Here is a 21,356-nt window from a genome sequence, read left to right as displayed (position 1 = left end):
GATTAACTCCTCTCCTGTTCTACGCTAAGCTCTCTGCAAGTCCTGGAACACGTACTCCTCTTTCTCTCGTTAACTTTTTAAATTCTTCAGTTAATTGTTTCGTTACACTTCCTGGTTTCCCATCACCAATTTCTCTTGAATCAACTTTGACAACTGGGATTAACTCTGCTGCCGTTCCCGTTAAGAACACTTCATCTGCTACATATACGTCATGGCGAGTAAATGGCCTTTCCTCACACGGAATATTAAGACGCTCACATAACTCGATAACACTATTTCTCGTAATACCTTCTAGCGCCCCTAAATACGAAGGAGGTGTTAACACTTTTCCATCTTTCACAATGAAAACATTATCTCCAGACCCTTCACATACATATCCTTGTTGATTTAACATAAGAGCCTCTAGCACTCCTGCTTGTGCCGCTTCAATTTTCACAAGTACGTTATTTAAGTAATTCATTGACTTAATACGTGGGTCTAAAGCATCTGGCGTATTACGTCTTGAAGCCACAGATACAACGTTTAGCCCATTATCATAAAATTCCTGAGGGAATAACTTTAATTGTTCTGCAATGATAATTACGCTCGGTTTCACACAACTTCTCGGATCAAGCCCTAAGTCACCTTTTCCTCTTGAGACAATTAATCGAATGTAGGCATCCGCGTATTCATTTTTTTGAAGTGTTTGTAAAATTGCACCTTCCATTTCTTCTACCGTCATTGGAATTGTAAGTAAAATAGATTTCGCTGATTCATATAATCGTTTCACATGTTCTTTTAAACAAAATACATTTCCTCCGTAACTGCGAATCCCTTCAAATACACCGTCTCCGTATAAAAAACCGTGATCATATACTGAAACAACTGCCTTTTCTTTTTCTACAAATTCCCCATTCATATAAATGTACTGGTTTCCCATCTCACATCGCTCCTCTTTTTTCTTTCTATTTTTGCAACCTCTTTCTATATCGATTGCTGAGATGAGTATTTTTAACAGAATATTCAGTATAATAAACTTAAAAATATACTCGTCACAACAATCGATTCGTTACATACTTGTAGCAATCCATTGCTGAGACGAGGGAATCGTGGTACCACTCAGCTTCCTTACACTTCTCACGAAATATAAGCTCTGCAAGTCCAATTAGACTTTTGTTTTTCTATCGGAAACAACTCCGCTACTTTTTACTAGTTTTCAAAAGTAGTGCTCCGAGGTGATCTTCAATGATTGAATTGTTACCACCCTCACAGCCTTGGGGCAGCTCTCTGAAACAATCTATATCATTTACTCTCCTCTTCAACACATTCTTTTATTCTATTGTTTAAAATAAAAACTCTCGCCCCAGCAATCAACTACTACAATTTAGTAGCTTTGATTGCTGAGGCGAGAGTTTCGCGTTACCACTCAGCTTCCTTACACTTCTCACGAAATATAAGCTCTGTAGGTCCAATCAGACCCCCGTCCTTTTACCGGAGACGATGCCGCCGCCCTCTACTCAGTTTCCCTTTCGCAAGCGATGCTCCGAGGTGATCTTCAATGATTCGATTGTTACTACTCTCACAGCCATGGAGTAGCTCTCTGAAACGATCATAATCATCTACTTTCCTCTTCTTTGCATATACAAAATATAAAGTTAGAAAATTCTTAATTAACTTTTATTTGTTAAACGTATTATAGGACGTTGTTCTTTTCATTGTCAACATATTTTTTGAAAAAAATTAAAATTCAATCCATTTACGAGAAGTCTATTTATTTTTTCTCAAAACAAAATCGGAATGAACTTCTTACACATACTCATATATTACTTAAGTATGTTCGCGTTACTACATAAAGAAAAACACCTTAAAAACATATAAAATTTATGAGGAGATGAGAAAACTATGTTAAAAGGAAAAGTGGCATTAGTTACAGGAGCAAGCCGAGGAATTGGACGTGCTATCGCAAAACGTTTAGCAAACGACGGTGCATTAGTTGCTGTTCATTATGGAAATCGAAAAGAAGATGCTGAAGAAACTGTTCATGAAATTCAATCAAATGGTGGCTCAGCTTTTTCTATCGGTGCAAATCTTGAATCTTTACATGGTGTAGAAAACCTTTATAGTTCTTTAGATAACGAATTACAAAAAAGAACTGGTGGAACACAATTTGATATTTTAATAAACAATGCTGGAATTGGTCCTGGTGCTTTTATTGAAGAAACGACTGAACAATTTTTTGATAGAATTGTTTCAGTAAATGCAAAAGCACCATTCTTTATCATTCAACAAGCTCTATCTCGTTTACGTGACAATAGCAGAATTATTAATATTTCATCCGCTGCCACCCGCATTTCTTTACCTGATTTTGTTGCATATAGTATGACGAAAGGTGCTATTAATACAATGACTTTTACGTTAGCAAAACAGCTTGGAGCAAGAGGAATAACGGTGAATGCAATTCTTCCAGGCTTTATCAAAACAGATATGAATGCGGAACTCTTGAGCGATCCAATGATGAAACAGTACGCTACTAATATTTCCGCTTTCAATCGCTTAGGTGAAGTAGAAGACATTGCCGATACTGCTGCATTTCTTGCTTCTCCAGACAGTCGCTGGGTTACTGGACAATTAATTGATGTGAGTGGAGGATCTTGTTTATAAAAAACATATATTTTCGAATCTTTTTTATTGCGTAATAAAACAATTTATATAATACTATATAAAACATATACATTTAGGAGGATTACAGCAATGTCCGAAAAAACATACGAACTCGCAACCTTCGCAGGTGGTTGCTTTTGGTGCATGGTAAAACCATTTGATGAGCTTCCTGGTATTCAAAAAGTTATTTCTGGTTATGCGGGAGGTCACATAGAAAATCCAACATACGAACAAGTAAAGGCTGAAACATCTGGCCATTTAGAAGTTGTACAAATTACATTCGATCCTTCTATTTTTCCTTATCAAAAATTATTAGATTTATATTGGCCACAAATCGATCCAACTGATGATGGCGGACAATTTTTCGACCGTGGTCCATCTTATCGCACTGCAATCTTTTATCATAACGAAACACAAAAAGAACTTGCTGAAAAATCAAAGCAAACTCTTGCAGAAAGTGGTATGTTTAAAGATCCAATCGTGACTGAAATTCGTCCATCTGCACCTTTTTATGAGGCAGAGGAATACCATCAACATTTCTATAAAAAAAATCCTGAGAAGTATGCTACCGAGCAAAAAGAATCTGGTCGTGAAGACTTTATTAACAAAAACTGGCATAAAAAATAATAAAATCGCATCGTGCTTTTAAAGGTACGATGCGATTTTATCTTTCGAATAAATGCCATATGATTAAAAGCACAATTGTTGTTAATGCCCAAAGTATTATTTCATTTTTTACTCTATTATTTTTATTAGCCATGTCAACTCCAATCCATCCTGATATGCAACAATATATATTCAAGATTTCCTTTGTTTTATTGACCATTTTAAAAATTTAAACTTATCCGCACCTACTTTTATAACAAGTGTAGCTTTGAATTAAATTTGCAATGTTTTTATATTATTAAGACCTAAATCGTAAAAAGTCATAAAAAATAAGGGATGATACATATTATATATGACTAATTCATGGCCAACATCAACACCATGGTCAAAAACATGCAATATGGTATGGCAGAGCTGGAAGTACTACGGGAACAGTTGGGCATTATTAATAAGAGTCAATAAAAAATTCTTTTGGATGCAAAAGGATTTTTTTATTGGGAATAGTAAGGGTGAGGGGAGGTGCATTACATATGGGAAAAGGTAGAAGTAATAATGCGGGTAAAAAGCAACCGAATTTCGATGATTCATCTAATTTCGCTAAACAAAGCCAACCGACAGAAAAGAAGAAGAAATAAGAACAGGAGCTCTCTTGATAAAGAGAGCTCCTGTTTAAGATATATTGGCGTTTCAGCACAACATATCGATCGCTCAACCAAATAGTCATAAGTGCAAGGCTTAAATTCCTGCGAATGACAGCCAATTTAATATTATTGTTCTGCTTTTTCTAATGCCTCTTGACGTTGATCTCATTTAAAATGCCAATACTCCATTAAGAGCATTTAATAAAATTCTCCATGTTGTCCAGTTCTTGTTTTAATAACCTTGAGAAAAATAATAGTTGTGGGAATGCTTCTAAAACCAAATCTTTATTAAAAATCTATATTTTCCGCACTTTTTACACAAGCAAACCATTGACCGATTATCTCGTTATGATGCTTAATGATTTGAGACGCTGATAATACTGTAGAATTATATGTACTATGTCCATTCCCTACAAGAGTAACGTCATATCCTAAGCTGTACGCGCGCCTGCATGTTGCATCTACGCAAATTTCAGATTGAATTCCTGCTATAACAATTCGTTTTATATTCCTCATTTCCAGCGCTTGTTGAAGACCCGTTTTATGAAAAGAATCCGGGTGATTCTTCTCAAGAACAACATCTCCTGTTGCTGGAGCAATAGATTTATGAATTTCCCACCCAGGTGTCCCTTGTTTAAGCGCGGAACCAGACTTCCCGTTAAATTTCATATAAAAAATAGGGGCTGAAGCAGAACGGGCTTTAGAAATCAATAATCGAATAACTCTTAATAATTCCATTTCATTATATAGAACTTTTCTCTCTTCAAATGAACCTACTTGTACATCAATAATAAGAAGTGCTGTACAGCTTTTCATCATAAATACCCTCCTAACACTTGTTCCCAAAATACAAAAGCGAAAAATATGTAAACTACAAAGTTTTGCATATTTAATGTCTCCAAAATTTCCAAGTATACACACTAATACCGGTTCTGGTGCAAAAATAAAACCTCCAGTTTATTAACTAGAGGTTTACTATTTCTATTTACTTCTTTAATCTCTCAATAAAATCCTGTAATTTATCAAGCGATTTCATATTATGATTACAAGCTACACCATCTTTGCAAATATAATTTCCTTTTTTAACGAAAGTTCCTGGTACATCACCTTTAATTTCAACTAAAAACATCCCTACTTCTTCATGCCCATGACATAATGAACAAATACTTTTTTTATTTAAACTTTGAAATGTTCCCTGCAGACCAACAAACTTATTTTTATCATTTTTCGCTATAATAAATTTTCTACTTGACCCCTTATCAATCCAGCTTAAATAAGATATTTCTTTCATATCCAGTTCTTCCATATCAGGAAGCTTTAATTTTTTCGCCTTAGGGAATAATTTTTTTAACGTTTGTGCTGTAACTTCCTGAAATGGTATTACATACGGATTTATTTTTAGTAAAAACGATTCTGCACCTTCTCTATTTTCAACTTCTAATACCGTATCAATTAGTTCTTTTTGTTCCTCATTTAAATTTTCAAAAACACCGATTACTTTCTCCATAGCGAGCGATTTTAATGCCGCAATTACACCTCTATCATTTGCTGTCGCATGCCCGTTCGCTAAAATATAAGCTTGTGATTTTATAAAATTATATTGATCACTTCTAATAAAAGCTTCCATCTTTATCACTCCATACAAATTGTTGATCTAGTATCATTGTATACAATAATCATGTTTTACGGTATGTAAAAGACGATTTACAAAAGAACTTTACATAACAAAACCGCCTCTAATTTTCCCATTAGAGGCGGCGTCCTTATTTAGAATACACGATTTTCTTAATCGTTTCTCCGGACAGAAAATACTTTTCAGCAAGTTGATGAATAGCAATTCCACTTTTAAACGCATCCTTAATTGCTTTATTTCGTTCATCCAATTGCTTTCTTCCTCCAGATTGTGTACCCCATTTATAATGTTCTGTTTCTTGTTTTGGAATGTAAATTGTTTCACCTTGTACATACTTTTGAATTTCAATAATTAAACTTTCTGGTAAAACAGTCGCAGCTTTTACATATTTCATTTCTGCTCGCCCCTTATTTTTTATGGTTCATTTCAATAAGGTGCAAAGCCAAATATAAAAAATGATACGAGCTCATTTGGGCGATTGTATATTACTTGTCTACCTCACGCAAAGTATCGCCATTTCCATACTTGGCTTTGCATGAGACGCTGCAGTGTCTGGCAATTGAATTATAATCGCCATATAAACACCTCCTAATATACCTTTTGCATTTTATTATATGACAAATCCTCTCACCTTGCATCTTCCATGTTTTCTTAAAGAAAAAGCGCTAGCCTTTCGTTAAAACGATAGACTAGCGCTTTAGATTAAATGATTCCTAATACATTTAAGAATACGATAATAATCGCAATTGGTGCAATATAGCGAAGTAAGAATAACCATAATACGAATAGTTTATAGCCTTTATTTTTACTTACGCCAAGTTCTTTCATTAATACATCTTTCTTCATTTTTAAAGGAACGAAGATGGAAACCAATAATACGCCTAGTGGCATTAATACGTTACTAACCGCATAATCTGCTAAATCAAAGACAGTCTTTCCAAAAATCTTGAGATCACTTAAAATCCCGAATGATAATGCTGATGGTACACCAACAACGAAGATTAATAACCCAACTATTAAGGCCATTTTTTCGCGTTTCCCTTTACCTTTTGATGTTAATGACGCAACGCTAATTTCTAACATCGAAATTGCTGATGTAATAGTAGCAAAGAAGAATAGTAATAAGAAAACGATGAAGAATAATTTTCCGAACGCCATTTTACTGAAAATAGCTGGTAATACGATAAATAATAGTCCCGGTCCTTGAGATGGTTCCATTCCAAATGCGAACACAACTGGGAAAATTGCAAGTCCTGCAAGTAAAGTAATAACGAGCGTCAAAGCAACAATAGAAAATGCTGAACGCGGTAAACTTTCTTCTTTCGGTAAGTATGAGCTATACGTTACCATAACGGCTACACCGACAGATAGTGAGAAGAACGATTGCCCCATCGCATATAAAATAATTTCTGACGTCACATTTGAGAAATCAGGTTGTAAGAAGAAACGCACCCCTTCTCCAGCACCGTCTAATGTAAGTGCACGAACGATTAATACAAAGAATAAAACAAATAGTGCCGGCATGAAATATTTATTTACTTTTTCAACACCATTTTGCACGCCTTTACTTACGATAAAAATAGTAATAAGGATGAATAATAGCTGTGATCCGACTGCTAAATACGGATTGGAAATGATTTCACCGAACGTAGCTTCATACGCCCCGTTTCCTTCCCATAGTCTACCTGTAATTGCATTCCATAAATATAATAAAATCCAACCTCCTACAACACTGTAGAAAGAAAGTAATATGAAACAAGTTACAATCCCTAATTTACCTAACCACGGCCATAACGTTTTCGGTGCGATTTCTCTATAAGCATCAACGGCCTCTTTTTGTGTACTTCTTCCGATAACGAATTCGGCTAATAATAGCGGTAATCCAATTAATAATGTGAAACCGATGAAAATAAGGAAGAACGCTCCGCCTCCTCCAATGCCGGCCATATACGGGAACTTCCAAATCGCCCCAAGACCAATTGCTGAACCTGCTGCAGCTAATATGAAACCTAATTTCGATGTCCATTGCTGTGAATTCATTTGCCAATCTCCTCTCTTTATCTTTTTCTGTTTTACAATTCGGTATTTATATTGTTCGATCCATACTCTTTTCTAATACGTTCACTTCCTCCCTAATAAAAAACGCCCCTACGTAAATACGTAGGGACGACAAAAATATCGCGGTACCACCCTAGTTATGAAGATATAACAAAAGTAAGACCTAAATAAAAACGTCCCTACGCAAATACGTAGGGACGATAAAATATCGCGGTACCACCCTAGTTATGAAGACACAACAAAGTTAGGACCTAAATAAAAAACGTCCCTACGTAAATACGTAGGGACGATAAATATCGCGGTACCACCCTAGTTGTGAAATAATCTTCACCACTTTATTTGATAACGGTATAAACTACCGTCTTCCATTTCCTCATAATGTGAGATTTATGAAAGATGCTCCAGGACGAACTTCATGAATAATCTATATACTGATTCACACCAACCATCAGCTCTCTGAAATAGGAAGATTTTCACTACTATACCCTTTCATTGCCCAAATATTATTTTCCGAATTGATTACTATCATTTTTATCATACATTAAAAATAGTGTCAACTCATATTTTGAATTTTTATGTATTACATTCTATTTAAAAATTCAAAATATGACTTTTGTATGAATAGTATTAGAACATTTATGGTTTATACTGTATTAACTTCTCTAACAGGTTTATAGTAGTATACGATAAAGTGAAACTTTAATCAGTGGGGGTTTTGTTCATCCCCCATTGATTATTAGTTGAACCAATCGGGCGTTTACGGGCAGTTGATCTCCCCCTAACTTCTTTGCTCCAGTCGCATTTTGAGGTGGGAGTCTTACTGCCCGTTAATGCGGGATGAATGCAAGACAGCACGAGTAGGAGGAAAGGATTTTGTCCACTTCAAAAGTTTTAAAAGGCACTGCTTTATTAAGTGGTGCAACAATGATTTCACGAATTTTAGGTTTTATATACTTCTTCCCTTTTCAATTATTAGTTGGAACGCAAGGGGTCGCTTTATACGGATATGCATACTCTTGGTACGGTATTTTATTAAGCTTTTCAACAGCTGGTATCCCTATTGCCGTCTCCAAATTTGTTGCAAAACATAATGCGCTTGGTGATTATAGTACAAGTAAAAAATTATATAACTCTAGCGTAAAATTGATGCTATTTATGGGCTTTTTAGGATTTTTAATTTTATTTATTGGAGCCCCTTACATATCACAATTTATTATTCGTTCTAAAACGCCAGATCCAAAATTTATTGCCGACGTAACACTTACGATGCGAGCATTAAGTTTCGCGCTTATTATCGTACCAGCTATGAGTGTTACACGTGGTTATTTCCAAGGCTTTCAACATATGAAGCCAAGTGCCGTTTCTCAAGTCGTAGAACAAATTGCACGTGTCGTTTTCATTTTAGTCGGTAGTTTTATCGTCTCAAAACTATTAGGTGGTTCCGTAGCTTCTTCTGTTGCAGTTGCTACATTTGGCGCTGTTATCGGGGCACTTGCGAGCGTCTCCATTTTAATGATGTACTGGAAAAAATATAATGGATTAAAACCTCCTGAAGGCGAGCTAAAAACGAGAGCATCCGATATTTCGTTAAAAAATATTTATATGGAATTACTACGTTACGCAATTCCAATTGTTTTTGTAGGCATTGCAATCCCGCTCTATACATTAGTAGATCAATATACGGTTGCAGATGTCCTTAGGGCGATGGGAGAGCCTTTAGAAACCGCCAATGCAGTTTTCGCTTATATAACGAATTATGCACAAAAATTAATTATGATTCCAGCTTCACTTGCAACTGGATTCTCATTAACAATCATTCCGGCTATTACGAAATCTTACACAGGCGGGAAACTAGATGAATTACAAGAACAAATTTCAAAGATATTCCAAGTATTGTTATTCTTCACTATCCCAGCTGCATTCGGTTTAGCTAGTATCGCTTACGATGCATTCCGTATGGTTTATGTGAACCCTGAAATTGCACTCGGTGGGTCACAATATTTGATTTCATTTGCACCTTCTGCTATATTAAGTGCGATTTTTACAGTTTCTGCAGCTATATTACAAGGCATTGATTATCAAAGAAAAACAATGATTGCATTTTCAGTCGGTATTCTCGTTAAAATCTTAGTAAACACACCACTCTTACACTTATTTGGTGGACACGGTGCTGTACTTGGAACAATTCTTGGATACCTCGTTTCGAATATTATTATGTTGTATTGCATCATTAAATTTGCGAAATTTAAAATTGGCGAAACAGCAAAAACTGTATTCCTTATTACGATATACTCCGCAGCAATGTCTGCTGTTGTAATTGCATTAAAAGCAATTTTACAATGGATTATTCCTGGACAATCTTATATCGAATCACTGCTCATTGTATTTATATGTGGCGCTGCAGGAGGACTTGTTTATCTTTTATTCGTATTAACGAGTGGACTTGCTTCGCATATTCTCGGTGATCGTATTCACCGTTTACCTGTACTAGGGAAATTAGTAAAATAAAAAGAAGAGCTGTAACTTGTTGTTACAGCTCTTCTTTTTACTTCGCATATTGAATACGTTTTTGCTGCTCAGCAATATTTAATTCTGGAGCATATTGTTCTACTAACTGTAATACCTCTTCGATTAACACTTCTAACTCCTGTACACTATACTCTGGACTCCCTATCAACGTATTCGCCATACGCTCATATAAATTTTCAAGTTTAATAGTCATTCGTTCTACATTATATGGCATCCATTTAAACGCTGGATGGTGTACATACATTCTATTCAAACCAAATAAGACCCCGAATACGTTCCTTTGTACTTCACAAATAACATCATATAGCATAAGCCAGTCTTTCCGTTTCAAAAGCGCTTCTCGATTATGCCAACGATTGCTTAACCAAAGGTTTTCTGAAATCATCCGTTTTGCTAATTCTTCTGGATATGCCGCCACTCTATCTTTTAATTCATTCACTTTCTCTTCCCCATACAAACTAACACCATCATGAACGGATGACACAATACATTGTTTTTCATAATTTATATCGTATTGATCTACAACGTCTGAAATAACTTTCTCTACTGTTTTTGTTAAAAAGTTACTAATTTCCAGTTTAATTCCTTCTTTCGTCAAATACGTTTCCGACCATTCTTCTTCCTCATACGGATGATAGGATAAAATCGTCCCGTCAATACGATGAATAGGAGCCCTACGATCCTCATCCTCTGGCGGCGCTGACCATAAAATATGTAATTCAATATCAGAATGCTCATCTTCTAACTTTCTTGCTACAGAACCTGCTAAAATGATAGCTTCGACTTTCAGATTTCCCCTATAAATCTCCGACATTTTTAGCGCTATCTCTCTTAATCCCATTTCAATTCCCCCTAGAACTACAGTAATTCCCTTACTTTTCATTTATCTATTTCGATATCACACATTACACTACCTTTTCAAATTCCCACTAAATCATATTTCTACCCAATAACGCTGAACAATTTCATCAGTATGCGAAGAAACCACTTCATTTTCTAACACACCGCCCACCTTTTGAATCGTTTTAGCAGAACCAATATTAGATTTATCGCAAGTTATTAACACTTTCTTCAATCCTAATTTTTGTGCCGCAACCAATGAAAGTTGAAGTTGCTTCGTAGCGTAACCTTGGCGACGTTTATTCGGATGGACACTATAACCGATATGACCGCTTTCCAGCAATAATTCTGGAGTTAATCGATGTCTAATATTCACAAAACCTATAAGTTCTCCTTTTTCAAAACTTAAAAATTGGCTAGATGGTACTCGATTGAGTGGTAAGTTTTCTCCTACTTCTTGTATACGCACTTTTACAAACCATTCATCTAGAGAATCAAAATTTTGTAAAGAACTACTACCGTGTGGCTGTTCCCCTTCATGTGAAAATGCCTGCTGATACTCTATAATTTGTTCACTATATTCACGTGTTGGTTTTAATAGTTTCATTGTCCTTCTCCCCTCTTATTAACTTAAAACAAACACCTTAATAGCTCTATTTCACTATTAAGGTGTTTCCATCACTTTTATTCAAATAACCCCATACTCAAATAACGTTCCCCTGTATCAGGCGCAATACATAAAACTTTTTTACCAACACCTAAACGCTTCGCTATCATTATAGCAGCGTATACAGAAGCTCCAGAGGATGGTCCAACTAATAAACCTTCTTGTCTTGCTAAGTTTCTCATTGTCGTTAATGCCTCTTCATCTGCAATTTGAATAATTTCGTTATACACTTCTGTATTTAAGTTTTTCGGTATAAATCCTGGACTTGTTCCTACTAGTTTATGTGGACCTGGAACACCACCAGATAAAACGGGAGATCCTTTCGGTTCTACTACTGCAATATATAAGTCGGGTAGTTTTTCTTTTAACGTTTCACCTGTTCCTGTAATTGTCCCACCAGTTCCAGCCGTTGCTACAAAAGCGTCGAGCTCACCATCCATTTGTTCATAAATTTCAAGTGCAGTCGTATAACGATGGATATTCGGATTCGCTGGGTTCTCAAATTGCTGCGGAATAAAACTATTCGGTATTTGCTTTTGCAGTTCTAACGCCTTCGCAATTGCTCCTGGCATTCTTTGTTCTGCCGGTGTCAAAACTACTTCTGCTCCGTATGCTTTCAATAAATTAATTCGCTCTTTTGACATATTATCTGGCATTATTAAAATTGCTTTATAGCCTTTAGCAGCAGCATTCATCGCTAGACCAATTCCAGTGTTCCCACTCGTCGGTTCAATAATTGTATCTCCTGGTTTTATGAGACCATTCTCCTCAGCAACGTGAAATAAATTATAAGCAGCACGATCCTTCACACTGCGTGACGGATTAAACATTTCTAGTTTCACATACACATCAGCTGCGTCTTCTGGAACAAATTTAGATAATCGGACGACAGGTGTATCTCCTATTAATTCTGTAACATTCTCACACAATTTCATAGTGCATCTCCTATTCTATCGTTTTCTTATCATTTGGTAGTAACCATGAAGTAAGTCCAATTAATGGTAGACAACTACATAATAGCATAATGAATTGTAGACTATATATATCAGCTAATTTCCCAAGAACTACAGCCCCTAAAGCTCCAAGTCCAAACGCAAGACCTACAATTAGTCCTGATACCATCCCTACTTTTCCAGGTACAAGTTCTTGTGCATATACAACAATTACACTAAAACTACTCGAACTAATAAAACCGATACATAAAAATAACGGTACAACCCACACGAGCGAAACATGAGGTAATAATAGTGCGAGCGGCGCCGACCCTAGCATTGAAAATACGATAATATTTTTCTTACCAAATCGATCTGCTAACGGTCCACCGAAGAAAGTGCCTAATACACCAGCAATCATAAATGCGAATACGAAATACTGTGCATTTTTTATAGATAAACCGTAATGCTCAATTAAGTAAAATTGATAGAAATTCCCGATACCTGCACCGTACCAAGAGCGTACAAATGTTAGAAAAACAAGAAGTATTATAACGAATTTAATGTGCCTACTTACAATTGCATTTTCTGCCTCAAGCGCAGCTCTCTTTTTCCTTCTTACAGCACCAGTCGCTAATTCATTTTTGTACCAATTTGATACGAAAATAAGTAATACAATTCCTACTGCCGCAAAGGCTGTAAAACCTAAAGAACCAATTTGACCAAGAGGAACAAAAATTAATGCTGTAAAAATAGGGGCTAGAGAATTCCCTGTATTTCCTCCTACTTGATAAATTGCTTGTGCTAAACCCCGTTTTGCACCGGCCGCCATATAAGCAACGCGGGCGCCTTCTGGATGAAAGACCGCGGAACCTAATCCAATAAATAAAACAGAAATAATAACAATAATAAAGTTCGGTGCAAATGCGAGTCCAATCATCCCGAGCATACTTGAAAACATACCGAGCGGTAATAAAAATGGTGACGGCTTCTTGTCTGAATACATACCAAAAACCGGCTGCATAATCGATGACGTCATATTTAAAGCAAACGCAATCCACCCTACTTGCATATAGGATAAATTCATCGTTTTTTCCAAAATAGGAAACAACGCCGGCACAACTGCTTGCATCGAGTCATTTAGAAAATGTCCGAAGCTAATCGCAAATAAAATTCGATATATTGTCGGTGTTTCCACTGTATTTTTTTGTGAAACTGCCTGCATATATGAATCTCCCCTTTCTGTACAAAATATATATTTATTACAGTAAGTGTAATAAATTCTGAGTTTTGAAACATTTCTATTCTATACTGCTTTCATTTCTTTTTCCAGAAATACAACTTATTATGATCCAAACTCCCGTCATTCGCTTGCATCTATGTAACTTTCAGCAGTAAAACATTACAGAAAAAGGCAACCCAATCGCATACTGGGTTGCCTCTCAAATTAAATCGCAAAACGCTTATACTTTTCGTAATCACTCGTCTTACATTCTAATTCAATTTTTGTACCTTCGTTTTCATAACTCGTAGATAAAACGTGCGCATGATTATTGAAATAAGAAACTACCTGCCCTTGATCATACGGAATTAACATTTCACACTTCGTATACTCTTTATAAATGTATGAGCGAATCATTTCTACAAGCTCTTCAATTCCAACATGTTTCTTCGCTGATAAATAAACGCGATCTTCTTGTACTTTTGGAATTTCAACATCTACCATATCTGATTTGTTATATGCATAAATTGTCGGGATATTTTCCACGCCAATTTTCTTTAACGTTTCATTTGTAATATCAATTAATTGTTCATAGTTTGGATTTGCGTAATCTACAACGTGAATAAGTAAATCTGCTTCGGCTACTTCTTCTAACGTTGAGCGGAAGGCTTTTACAAGATGATGTGGTAATTTACTTACAAATCCAACTGTATCCGTTAATAAAAACGATTTATTATCTGGCAAATCAATATTTCGTACAGATGTTTCTAACGTCGCGAATAACATATCTTTTTCAAATACTTGTTTTTCTTCCGTGCCATTATAAATTTCAAGCATTGCATTCATCGTCGTTGACTTTCCTGCGTTCGTATATCCTACTAATGCTACAACTGGTATTTCATTTTTCTTGCGTTGCTTTCGTTGCGTTTGACGCTGGGCAACAAGTGCTTCTAAATCTTTATTTAAAACTGCAATTTGTTCTTCAATTTTACGACGGTCTAACTCTAATTTCTTCTCACCAACACCTTTATTTTTCGTGCCAACACCACCACTCTGTCTTCCTAACGATTCACGAAGACCGATTAAACGAGGCATCATGTACTGAAGATGCGCTACTTCTACTTGCAACTGCGCTTCTTTCGTTTTCGCACGTTGCGCAAAAATATCTAAAATTAAAATGGTACGATCAATAACTTTACAGTCTAAATCTTCTTCTAGATTTCGAATTTGTGACGGCGATAATTCATCATTAAAGATAACCATATTCGCATCTATTTCTTTTACATAAGCTGCTACTTCTTCAATCTTTCCTTTTCCAATATAATGTGATGGATTTACTCGTTGTAAATTTTGCGTCACCTGCCCGATTACCTCTACATCACAAGCTTCCGCAAGATTTTCTAACTCTTCCATTGAATATGCAAAATCACTTTCATTACCTAAATTTACACCAACTAAAACTGCTCTTTGTAATAATTCTTCCATATATTTATTCCTCCATTTCGATTACGTAAATAAAAAGCACAGGTCACTGCCTGTGCTTTCGTAAACGGATAAGGGTTCACCAAAGAAATAGAAGAAAGTTATACTTTCACCCTATCTCATAGTCAATAAGTCCCAAGGTAATATACGTATCCACAACAAGTGTTCACCTATACTATCTCATTCTATTTTTAAAGGCAAAACAAAAAGAGGGCGTATTCGTCCCTCCCTCTTTTTCACATATGAGCTTAATAAAGGGTTCCTTTAAAATAGGCAGACCAATCCCGTTCACTCTGTACACAGACAGAGCCTTTGAGCGCTATTCAATTATCGGCACAAAGTATTGAGACGTAATCTGATTAAGATCAAAGGAAGCCCCTCCGTTCATTTTAAGTTACATAAAGTGTAGCATAAGTAATTCGCTTTCACAAGGTTAAACCACCTATAGAAACAAAAAGAAAATCTATATATATTTACTTTAATCGTCATTTTTTGCGAATTTGTCTCACAATAAAAATAACAAAAGCAATTATCAATAACAGGCCTATGAAAATCATAGCAACTTGCCACAAACTTAAACTGCTCACCATTTCACCTTTTAAATTTACTTTCTTCGTCGGAACAGACCCTTTTGCAATATGACTTAAAGCCGTTTTCTCCACCTCTGCTTCATCTAATCTCTTTGTTCCACTGCAACTATGTGTGTATAAGTATTTCTCTTCCCCTCTTTTAGAGGAAAACACTAAATACTCTCCTCCCTCTAAAAAGTGAAAGGCACAATCGCCACCATTTGTATAAATAATAATTTGCGAAGAACTTGTCCCTTTCCAAATGTTCTTCACTTCAAATAATATTTCAGTTCCAACCCCCTCTTTCCTACCAACTTCAATTACTTTCCCCTCAAACACTACATCATTTTTTTTGAATGCATCTTCTGCTGATACGTTGATACAATCACACGCATAAGATTTATCTAAAAAAATAATAAAAATACAAATAATTACAACAGGCAACATGCGCAAAATTCTTTTCAAGGAGCTCAACTCCCTTCATTATCAATTTTAGAAACTTCTCGTATATTATTTTTACGCCACTCGCCAAATTCCTCCACAGTGAATTAAACATTATTGTTTCAATACAATAAAAGTCTTTATTGACATTTTTATAACCTGATATTAGTATCAGGTTATAAAAATAAGTTAGGAGATGTTCCTATGAATTCTAAATCTCGTATTACCGCAATTGGTACTTATGTTCCAGATCGAGTATTGTCTAATAACGATTTAGAAAAGATGGTCCATACGAATGATGAATGGATTGTGCAAAGAACAGGAATGAAGGAAAGAAGAATCGCTAGTGAAGAAGAATACTCCTCTCACTTAGCCATTAAAGCAATTGAAAATTTATGTACAGCATTTAAGAAAAGCTTAGAAGATGTCGACTGTATCATCGTCGCTACAACTACTGCTGACTATGCTTTCCCTAGTGTTGCTTGCCAAATACAACAATACTTCAACATACCTCATACACTAGCTTTTGATTTAAACGCGACTTGCGCTGGTTTCACATATGGTCTGCACGTCGGTAATAGCTTAATCACTTCTGGATCACATCAAAAAGTACTTGTCATAGCGACAGAGACATTATCGAAAGTTACTGATTACACCGATAGAACGACCTGTATTTTGTTCGGTGATGGTGCTGGAGCTCTTTTATTAGAAAGAGATGAAAACAAACCAAGCTTTATCGGTACTCATATGGGAACAAACGGTGATGGTGGTATTCATCTATACAGAACAAACTTATCTACTACTATGAATGGCACACCACTGCAAACAAATGAAAAAATCGTTCAAAATGGGAGAGAAGTATATAAATGGGCAACACGCACGGTGCCTGCAGGTATAAAAAAATTATTACATACCGCAAATATGCAAATAGATGATATAGACTGGTTCGTACCACACAGTGTTAACTTACGAATGATTGAATCTATTTGTGAGAAATCTGAAATTCCAATACAAAAGACTTTAACAAGTGTGAAATATATGGGGAATACATCTTCAGCCTCCATTCCACTCGCTTTAGATTTAGCTAGAAAAAAAGGAAAATTAAATAATGGAGACACACTTTTACTATACGGATTTGGCGGTGGGCTTACGCATTTAGGGCTTATTGTGGAGTGGGATTTAAGTTAAACATATTAAAAAGAGGTTCTAGAAAATAACTAGAACCTCTTTTTAATTATATGAAATTTATTTACCAGTCCGAGACCATATCACAACAGGAATCAGCAATAATGCTAACACTCCTCCCGCTAATGATAATGCGGCATAACTGGAATTAGCTACTACCATTCCTGACATCGCTCCACCTGAAGCTCCGGCTAACGCAATAAAAACATCTATTTTCCCTTGTGTTTTAGCACGTGTAGAAATAGTTGTGGAATCAACGATTTGTGCTGTACCACTAATCAATCCGAGGTTCCATCCTAATCCAAGTAAAGAAAGAGCAACAATTAATAATATTAAAGAATCACTCGGTGCTATCGCAGCTGTGACACCCGCTGCAAGTAAAATCACTCCACCAGCTATACTCATCGTAGTTCGGCCAATTTTATCAATTAACATCCCTGTAACGAGAGATGGAAGATACATTGCACCTACATGAAAACCAATCACAAGACCTACTGCACTTAATCCATGACCATGGTGTCCCATGTGAACTGGCGTCATCGTCATAATCGCAACCATCACCACTTGAGTAAGTATCATTACGATTGCTCCAACAGTAACACCACGTTTATTTTCTATCATTTCTTCTGTTATTGGTTGCCCTTTATATGTATGTTCTTGTTTATATTTTTCTATTATGTTAGCAATAATTAATGGATCTGGACGAAGCATAACGAAAAGTACAAGACCCGCAAGTATGAAAGCTGCCGCTGATAAGATGAACGGCCCAGCAAGTTCAGGAATTCCAATAGAATGAGCAAAACTTCCCATTACTCCCACTAAATTTGGTCCTGCAACTGCACCAAAAGTCGTCATCACCATCGTAATACTAATAGCAGTTGCTCGTTGCTTCTTATCCGCTAAATCCGTACCAGCATAACGAGCTTGTAGATTCGTAGCTGTACCTGCACCATATATGAGTAAAGAGACTAGTAAAAGAATAATACTATTTGTTAAAGCTGCCAATACAACTCCAATAGCCCCAAGTCCACCTACCATAAAACCTGTTGCAAGTCCTACTCGGCGTCCATATCGTTGCGAAAGCTTTCCTACTATGAAAGCCGCTACCGCAGATCCCAACGTAAACATAGCAGCCGGTAAACCTGCATATGCATCTGTTCCAAGCATTTGCTGCGCAAGAAGTGCACCTACTGTAATTCCAGCAGCTAATCCCGCCCCGCCAAACATTTGTGAAATGCTGACGATTATTAATGTTCGTTTATATAATTTTTGTTGGTCTTCTTCTGTATACATATGATTACTTATTGAAGCACCTGCTGTATCTCTCATTTCCTCACCCTCTCTATAAAACTAATACCTCTTGTTAATGTACTATAGAACAACAAAATCCCCAAATTTATAACACTTAAATTTTTTCATATTTCATTACTCCTCCACTTTAAATAATGCTAAGTTTCTTTCGTGAAGAAACTTAGCATTAAAATACAGTATGAGACTACATGACATGCGATTTATTATAAATACCACTGCAAGAATAATAGCAAAGGTTGTTTGATCAACAACATATAGAGCAACCGAGGTAACTCCAAACAATATAGTTTCTAACATAAACCTATATGGTTCTGGCATTTTCAATGATGCTTTAGGTGCAATGTAAATCCCCCATATTATCGCAAAAAGTAGTGGTGAACCAATACCAAAAACATATTTTACATATACATTTTCCCAAAATCGAAAGCCCCAATAACATAGTGATGCAAGAGCACATAGTTCTAGAAAAAATCGAATCACCAGATTTATATGTTTTATAGACATATAAAGAACCCCCTTTGAAAAACATATGTAGAATCCTATAAAAATAATATTATACATCCTTTATTTGAACTTGATACGTGCCCATTCTTTGCATGTAAAAAATACTTATACAACTTATTCATACTATACAGTTTATCTTTCTTAGATTCGAAAACATGATCTTGAAAGATAATGAATGGAAGCAAATACTTAATGACAATGATACATATACCTATAAGTACAAAGGAAAGAACTCCACAGTTTACGTTTCACCCGTTACCGTGGAGTTCTTTCCCTTGTTAATAGCCAACTTTCGATAATTAGAATGCAATTCATATTTAGCCTATTTCTCTTACAATTCCCCTACTACTCTTTTTCCCTCTTCTTTTACTGAAAGCCTTCCCTTCCAAAAACAACAAACTTACTAAAGCACAAATTAAAATAACTGGAACACTTGCTTTATATAAATCAGTAAAGCTCATAGCCATCTTATTTTTGGCATACTGACTTACATCATTTGAAAATGCGAGTACTTCTTTCTTTACACTTTCCTCTTGCTTTTCAACTTCTTTTATTACTTGCATTATTACTTCTTCTCTTTTCATATCTCGATATTCTACTGGAATCCCGCTTAATATTTCATCCGTCTTTTTATGAATTACTTCTTCCTTTTTCTCTTTACTTAATCCCATTGTAATTTCATTTTGTTTCTTATTTATGTTAGACTCTAAACTTTGATTCTCTATTTTCTCTTTAATCATTTGTAAAATCTCAGCTTGCTCGGCACTATTCACATGAATATTCCGCACTTTTTCTTCTGCATAACGATATACATTCTCTTTATTTACAGTTAAATTGTGAGTTAAGTTAGATACAAATATTGCGACCGCTAATACAATTCCAACTTGTCGTAACATCGAGACAACACTTTGAGAAGCAGTTAATAATTCCCCTTCAAACGAAGATGCACTTAAAACAGTAATTGGTCCCACTACTAAGCCATATCCAGCACCTAATATCATACATGGAATAATAATTTCTATATTTGTTGAATTGACGTCAATCATTTGTAACCAATAATACGCTAGGCCCATAACAAGAAATCCCGACAAAATAATAGCTACTTTCCCCAGTTTTTTTATTAAAGTTGCTGCAACTGGCGAAACAAGAAATATCATCGCTGAAATAGGTGTCACTAAAAAAGCAGCTTCAATTTCCGTACGGTATTGTATTTTAGTCAGGAAGGTTGGAAGCAGTACAGTAACTCCGATTAAAAATAAATTACTTAATATAACAACAATAGATGCTCCTACAAACATTCGATCTTTAAATAATTTTAAGTTCACCATCGGATTATGAATCTTTCGTTCCACTAAAACAAATAGAATAAGAGAAATAGCACTAATTGCATAACAAGACAAAGCAATATTACTTTGCCATCCCCATGTATTACCTTTTACTAATATGAGAGTAAATGAAAAAATTGCTGAGCTACTTAGAAAAAGTCCCATCCAATCTATTTTTGAGATAATACGTTCTTCATTTTTTATTTGTAGCATGATACTACATAAAACAATTCCTATTATACAAATTGGAACATTGACGAAAAACACCCATCTCCATCCTAAATTTTGCGTAATAATTCCGCCTATTACTGGTCCCATCGCCGCTGATAATCCTTGTGTTATTCCTAATATTGCAAGTGCAACATGCCTCTTAGCTAATGGCATAGCTGATACACCAATTACCATACTTGTTGGAAATAAAATTGCAGCGCCAACACTTTGTATAAAACGAGAAAAAATGAGAAAATCACCTGTATTAGCAAAAGCGCAAAGTACTGATCCGCCACCAAAAATCACCAAACCAAGAATATACATCTTTGCTTTCCCAAAAATATCAGCTATCCGTCCTAACGGAATGGCGAGTACTGCAATTGTCATTGTATAAACATTTAATACCCATGACATCTTTTCTAATGAAGTATTTACACTCGATTGTATTGCCGGTAAAGCTATATTCATAATTGTCGTATCAATCATACAAAGAAAGATACCTAAACACATTAAAAAGACAATCTTAATACCCTTTGATTGCTCCATGTTCATCTACCCCTT

At 35.6% G+C, this 21,356-nt stretch carries 18 protein-coding genes and 3 other annotated features; of the genes, 4 read left to right on the top strand and 14 right to left on the bottom strand.

The genetic code is table 11. The features are described 5' to 3' along the window. Positions 1-19: 19 nt before the first annotated feature. Positions 20-919: a branched-chain-amino-acid transaminase gene (gene ilvE, locus ACQKNR_RS22525; protein ID WP_427320748.1), complete on the bottom strand. Its 900-nt coding sequence runs from the start codon at positions 917-919 to the stop codon at positions 20-22. Between the two features lie 151 nt (positions 920-1,070). After that, positions 1,071-1,310 (bottom strand) — a binding site (T-box leader). 67 nt (positions 1,311-1,377) lie between these two features. Further along, positions 1,378-1,623 (bottom strand) — a binding site (T-box leader). Between the two features lie 258 nt (positions 1,624-1,881). Here ilvE and ACQKNR_RS22520 point away from each other — a divergent pair. Next, entirely contained in the window at positions 1,882-2,640 is a 759-nt protein-coding gene (locus tag ACQKNR_RS22520) for an SDR family oxidoreductase (RefSeq protein WP_427320746.1), read from the top strand. A 90-nt stretch (positions 2,641-2,730) separates the two neighbouring features. Next, positions 2,731-3,267 carry a peptide-methionine (S)-S-oxide reductase MsrA gene (gene msrA / locus ACQKNR_RS22515; protein ID WP_427320744.1) on the top strand — a complete coding sequence of 179 codons (537 nt, stop codon included), beginning with the start codon at positions 2,731-2,733 and terminating at the stop codon, positions 3,265-3,267. A 908-nt stretch (positions 3,268-4,175) separates the two neighbouring features. Here msrA and ACQKNR_RS22510 read toward each other — a convergent pair. The 4 genes from ACQKNR_RS22510 to ACQKNR_RS22495 all read right to left on the bottom strand — a co-directional run bounded on the left by ACQKNR_RS22510 (position 4,176) and on the right by ACQKNR_RS22495 (position 7,560). Beyond that, positions 4,176-4,706: a cysteine hydrolase family protein gene (locus ACQKNR_RS22510; RefSeq protein ID WP_427320742.1), complete on the bottom strand. Its 531-nt coding sequence runs from the start codon at positions 4,704-4,706 to the stop codon at positions 4,176-4,178. Between the two features lie 166 nt (positions 4,707-4,872). Next, the gene (locus tag ACQKNR_RS22505) at positions 4,873-5,514 is read right to left on the bottom strand and encodes a FusB/FusC family EF-G-binding protein (protein WP_427320740.1); all 642 of its coding nucleotides are present in this window, start codon (positions 5,512-5,514) and stop codon (positions 4,873-4,875) included. A 136-nt stretch (positions 5,515-5,650) separates the two neighbouring features. After that, a complete protein-coding gene (locus tag ACQKNR_RS22500) occupies positions 5,651-5,914 on the bottom strand; it encodes a CD3324 family protein (RefSeq protein ID WP_002171359.1) in 264 nt (87 codons plus the stop codon). Positions 5,915-6,222: 308 nt separating this feature from the next. Further along, the gene (locus ACQKNR_RS22495; RefSeq protein ID WP_025148932.1) at positions 6,223-7,560 is read right to left on the bottom strand and encodes a sodium-dependent transporter; all 1,338 of its coding nucleotides are present in this window, start codon (positions 7,558-7,560) and stop codon (positions 6,223-6,225) included. Positions 7,561-7,857: 297 nt separating this feature from the next. Further along, positions 7,858-8,080 (bottom strand) — a binding site (T-box leader). A gap of 371 nt (positions 8,081-8,451) precedes the next feature. On the opposite strand from ACQKNR_RS22495, the gene ACQKNR_RS22490 reads away from it, so the two are divergent. After that, positions 8,452-10,086, top strand: a complete 1,635-nt coding sequence (locus tag ACQKNR_RS22490) for a putative polysaccharide biosynthesis protein (RefSeq protein ID WP_427320738.1) — start codon at positions 8,452-8,454, stop codon at positions 10,084-10,086. Between the two features lie 37 nt (positions 10,087-10,123). On the opposite strand, the gene ACQKNR_RS22485 is transcribed toward ACQKNR_RS22490, so the two are convergent. From ACQKNR_RS22485 to ACQKNR_RS22460, 6 genes are all read right to left on the bottom strand, one after another. Then, a complete protein-coding gene (locus ACQKNR_RS22485) occupies positions 10,124-10,948 on the bottom strand; it encodes a DUF4037 domain-containing protein (protein WP_427320736.1) in 825 nt (274 codons plus the stop codon). 93 nt (positions 10,949-11,041) lie between these two features. Further along, positions 11,042-11,554 carry a GNAT family N-acetyltransferase gene (locus ACQKNR_RS22480; protein WP_427320734.1) on the bottom strand — a complete coding sequence of 171 codons (513 nt, stop codon included), beginning with the start codon at positions 11,552-11,554 and terminating at the stop codon, positions 11,042-11,044. A 77-nt stretch (positions 11,555-11,631) separates the two neighbouring features. After that, positions 11,632-12,549: a cysteine synthase A gene (cysK, locus tag ACQKNR_RS22475; protein ID WP_427320732.1), complete on the bottom strand. Its 918-nt coding sequence runs from the start codon at positions 12,547-12,549 to the stop codon at positions 11,632-11,634. 10 nt (positions 12,550-12,559) lie between these two features. After that, positions 12,560-13,771, bottom strand: a complete 1,212-nt coding sequence (locus ACQKNR_RS22470) for an MFS transporter (protein ID WP_427320730.1) — start codon at positions 13,769-13,771, stop codon at positions 12,560-12,562. 222 nt (positions 13,772-13,993) lie between these two features. Further along, the gene (hflX, locus tag ACQKNR_RS22465) at positions 13,994-15,253 is read right to left on the bottom strand and encodes a GTPase HflX (RefSeq protein ID WP_427320728.1); all 1,260 of its coding nucleotides are present in this window, start codon (positions 15,251-15,253) and stop codon (positions 13,994-13,996) included. A gap of 482 nt (positions 15,254-15,735) precedes the next feature. Next, the gene (locus ACQKNR_RS22460; protein ID WP_427320727.1) at positions 15,736-16,284 is read right to left on the bottom strand and encodes a cobalamin biosynthesis protein CbiN; all 549 of its coding nucleotides are present in this window, start codon (positions 16,282-16,284) and stop codon (positions 15,736-15,738) included. 180 nt (positions 16,285-16,464) lie between these two features. Here ACQKNR_RS22460 and ACQKNR_RS22455 point away from each other — a divergent pair, with 180 nt between their 5' ends. Beyond that, positions 16,465-17,448 (top strand): ketoacyl-ACP synthase III, encoded by a 984-nt coding sequence (locus tag ACQKNR_RS22455; RefSeq protein ID WP_427320725.1) that lies wholly within the window; start codon positions 16,465-16,467, stop codon positions 17,446-17,448. Between the two features lie 57 nt (positions 17,449-17,505). Here the strand turns inward: ACQKNR_RS22455 and ACQKNR_RS22450 are convergent, their stop codons facing one another. The 3 genes from ACQKNR_RS22450 to ACQKNR_RS22440 all read right to left on the bottom strand — a co-directional run bounded on the left by ACQKNR_RS22450 (position 17,506) and on the right by ACQKNR_RS22440 (position 21,341). Beyond that, a complete protein-coding gene (locus ACQKNR_RS22450; protein WP_427320723.1) occupies positions 17,506-18,774 on the bottom strand; it encodes an MFS transporter in 1,269 nt (422 codons plus the stop codon). Between the two features lie 96 nt (positions 18,775-18,870). Then, the gene (locus ACQKNR_RS22445) at positions 18,871-19,260 is read right to left on the bottom strand and encodes a YrdB family protein (protein WP_427320721.1); all 390 of its coding nucleotides are present in this window, start codon (positions 19,258-19,260) and stop codon (positions 18,871-18,873) included. A gap of 317 nt (positions 19,261-19,577) precedes the next feature. Continuing rightward, on the bottom strand, positions 19,578-21,341 hold the full coding sequence (locus ACQKNR_RS22440) for a DHA2 family efflux MFS transporter permease subunit (protein WP_427320719.1): 1,764 nt from the start codon (positions 21,339-21,341) through the stop codon (positions 19,578-19,580). Positions 21,342-21,356: the final 15 nt, after the last annotated feature.

This window comes from Bacillus sp. NPDC094077 (genome assembly GCF_050279465.1).
GTDB lineage: Bacteria > Bacillota > Bacilli > Bacillales > Bacillaceae_G > Bacillus_A.
This window is presented reverse-complemented; position numbering and strand designations above follow the sequence as displayed.

What these genes read in the sequence shown, in the direction of transcription:
- ilvE (WP_427320748.1), bottom strand. Translation starts at nt 919, where the DNA reads ATGGGAAACCAGTACATTTATATGAATGGGGAATTTGTAGAAAAAGAA.
- hflX (WP_427320728.1), bottom strand. Translation starts at nt 15,253, where the DNA reads ATGGAAGAATTATTACAAAGAGCAGTTTTAGTTGGTGTAAATTTAGGT.
- ACQKNR_RS22485 (WP_427320736.1), bottom strand. Translation starts at nt 10,948, where the DNA reads ATGGGATTAAGAGAGATAGCGCTAAAAATGTCGGAGATTTATAGGGGA.
- ACQKNR_RS22520 (WP_427320746.1), top strand. Translation starts at nt 1,882, where the DNA reads ATGTTAAAAGGAAAAGTGGCATTAGTTACAGGAGCAAGCCGAGGAATT.
- ACQKNR_RS22450 (WP_427320723.1), bottom strand. Translation starts at nt 18,774, where the DNA reads ATGAGAGATACAGCAGGTGCTTCAATAAGTAATCATATGTATACAGAA.
- ACQKNR_RS22500 (WP_002171359.1), bottom strand. Translation starts at nt 5,914, where the DNA reads ATGAAATATGTAAAAGCTGCGACTGTTTTACCAGAAAGTTTAATTATT.
- ACQKNR_RS22495 (WP_025148932.1), bottom strand. Translation starts at nt 7,560, where the DNA reads ATGAATTCACAGCAATGGACATCGAAATTAGGTTTCATATTAGCTGCA.
- ACQKNR_RS22440 (WP_427320719.1), bottom strand. Translation starts at nt 21,341, where the DNA reads ATGGAGCAATCAAAGGGTATTAAGATTGTCTTTTTAATGTGTTTAGGT.
- cysK (WP_427320732.1), bottom strand. Translation starts at nt 12,549, where the DNA reads ATGAAATTGTGTGAGAATGTTACAGAATTAATAGGAGATACACCTGTC.
- ACQKNR_RS22505 (WP_427320740.1), bottom strand. Translation starts at nt 5,514, where the DNA reads ATGGAAGCTTTTATTAGAAGTGATCAATATAATTTTATAAAATCACAA.
- msrA (WP_427320744.1), top strand. Translation starts at nt 2,731, where the DNA reads ATGTCCGAAAAAACATACGAACTCGCAACCTTCGCAGGTGGTTGCTTT.
- ACQKNR_RS22480 (WP_427320734.1), bottom strand. Translation starts at nt 11,554, where the DNA reads ATGAAACTATTAAAACCAACACGTGAATATAGTGAACAAATTATAGAG.
- ACQKNR_RS22470 (WP_427320730.1), bottom strand. Translation starts at nt 13,771, where the DNA reads ATGCAGGCAGTTTCACAAAAAAATACAGTGGAAACACCGACAATATAT.
- ACQKNR_RS22510 (WP_427320742.1), bottom strand. Translation starts at nt 4,706, where the DNA reads ATGATGAAAAGCTGTACAGCACTTCTTATTATTGATGTACAAGTAGGT.
- ACQKNR_RS22455 (WP_427320725.1), top strand. Translation starts at nt 16,465, where the DNA reads ATGAATTCTAAATCTCGTATTACCGCAATTGGTACTTATGTTCCAGAT.
- ACQKNR_RS22445 (WP_427320721.1), bottom strand. Translation starts at nt 19,260, where the DNA reads ATGTCTATAAAACATATAAATCTGGTGATTCGATTTTTTCTAGAACTA.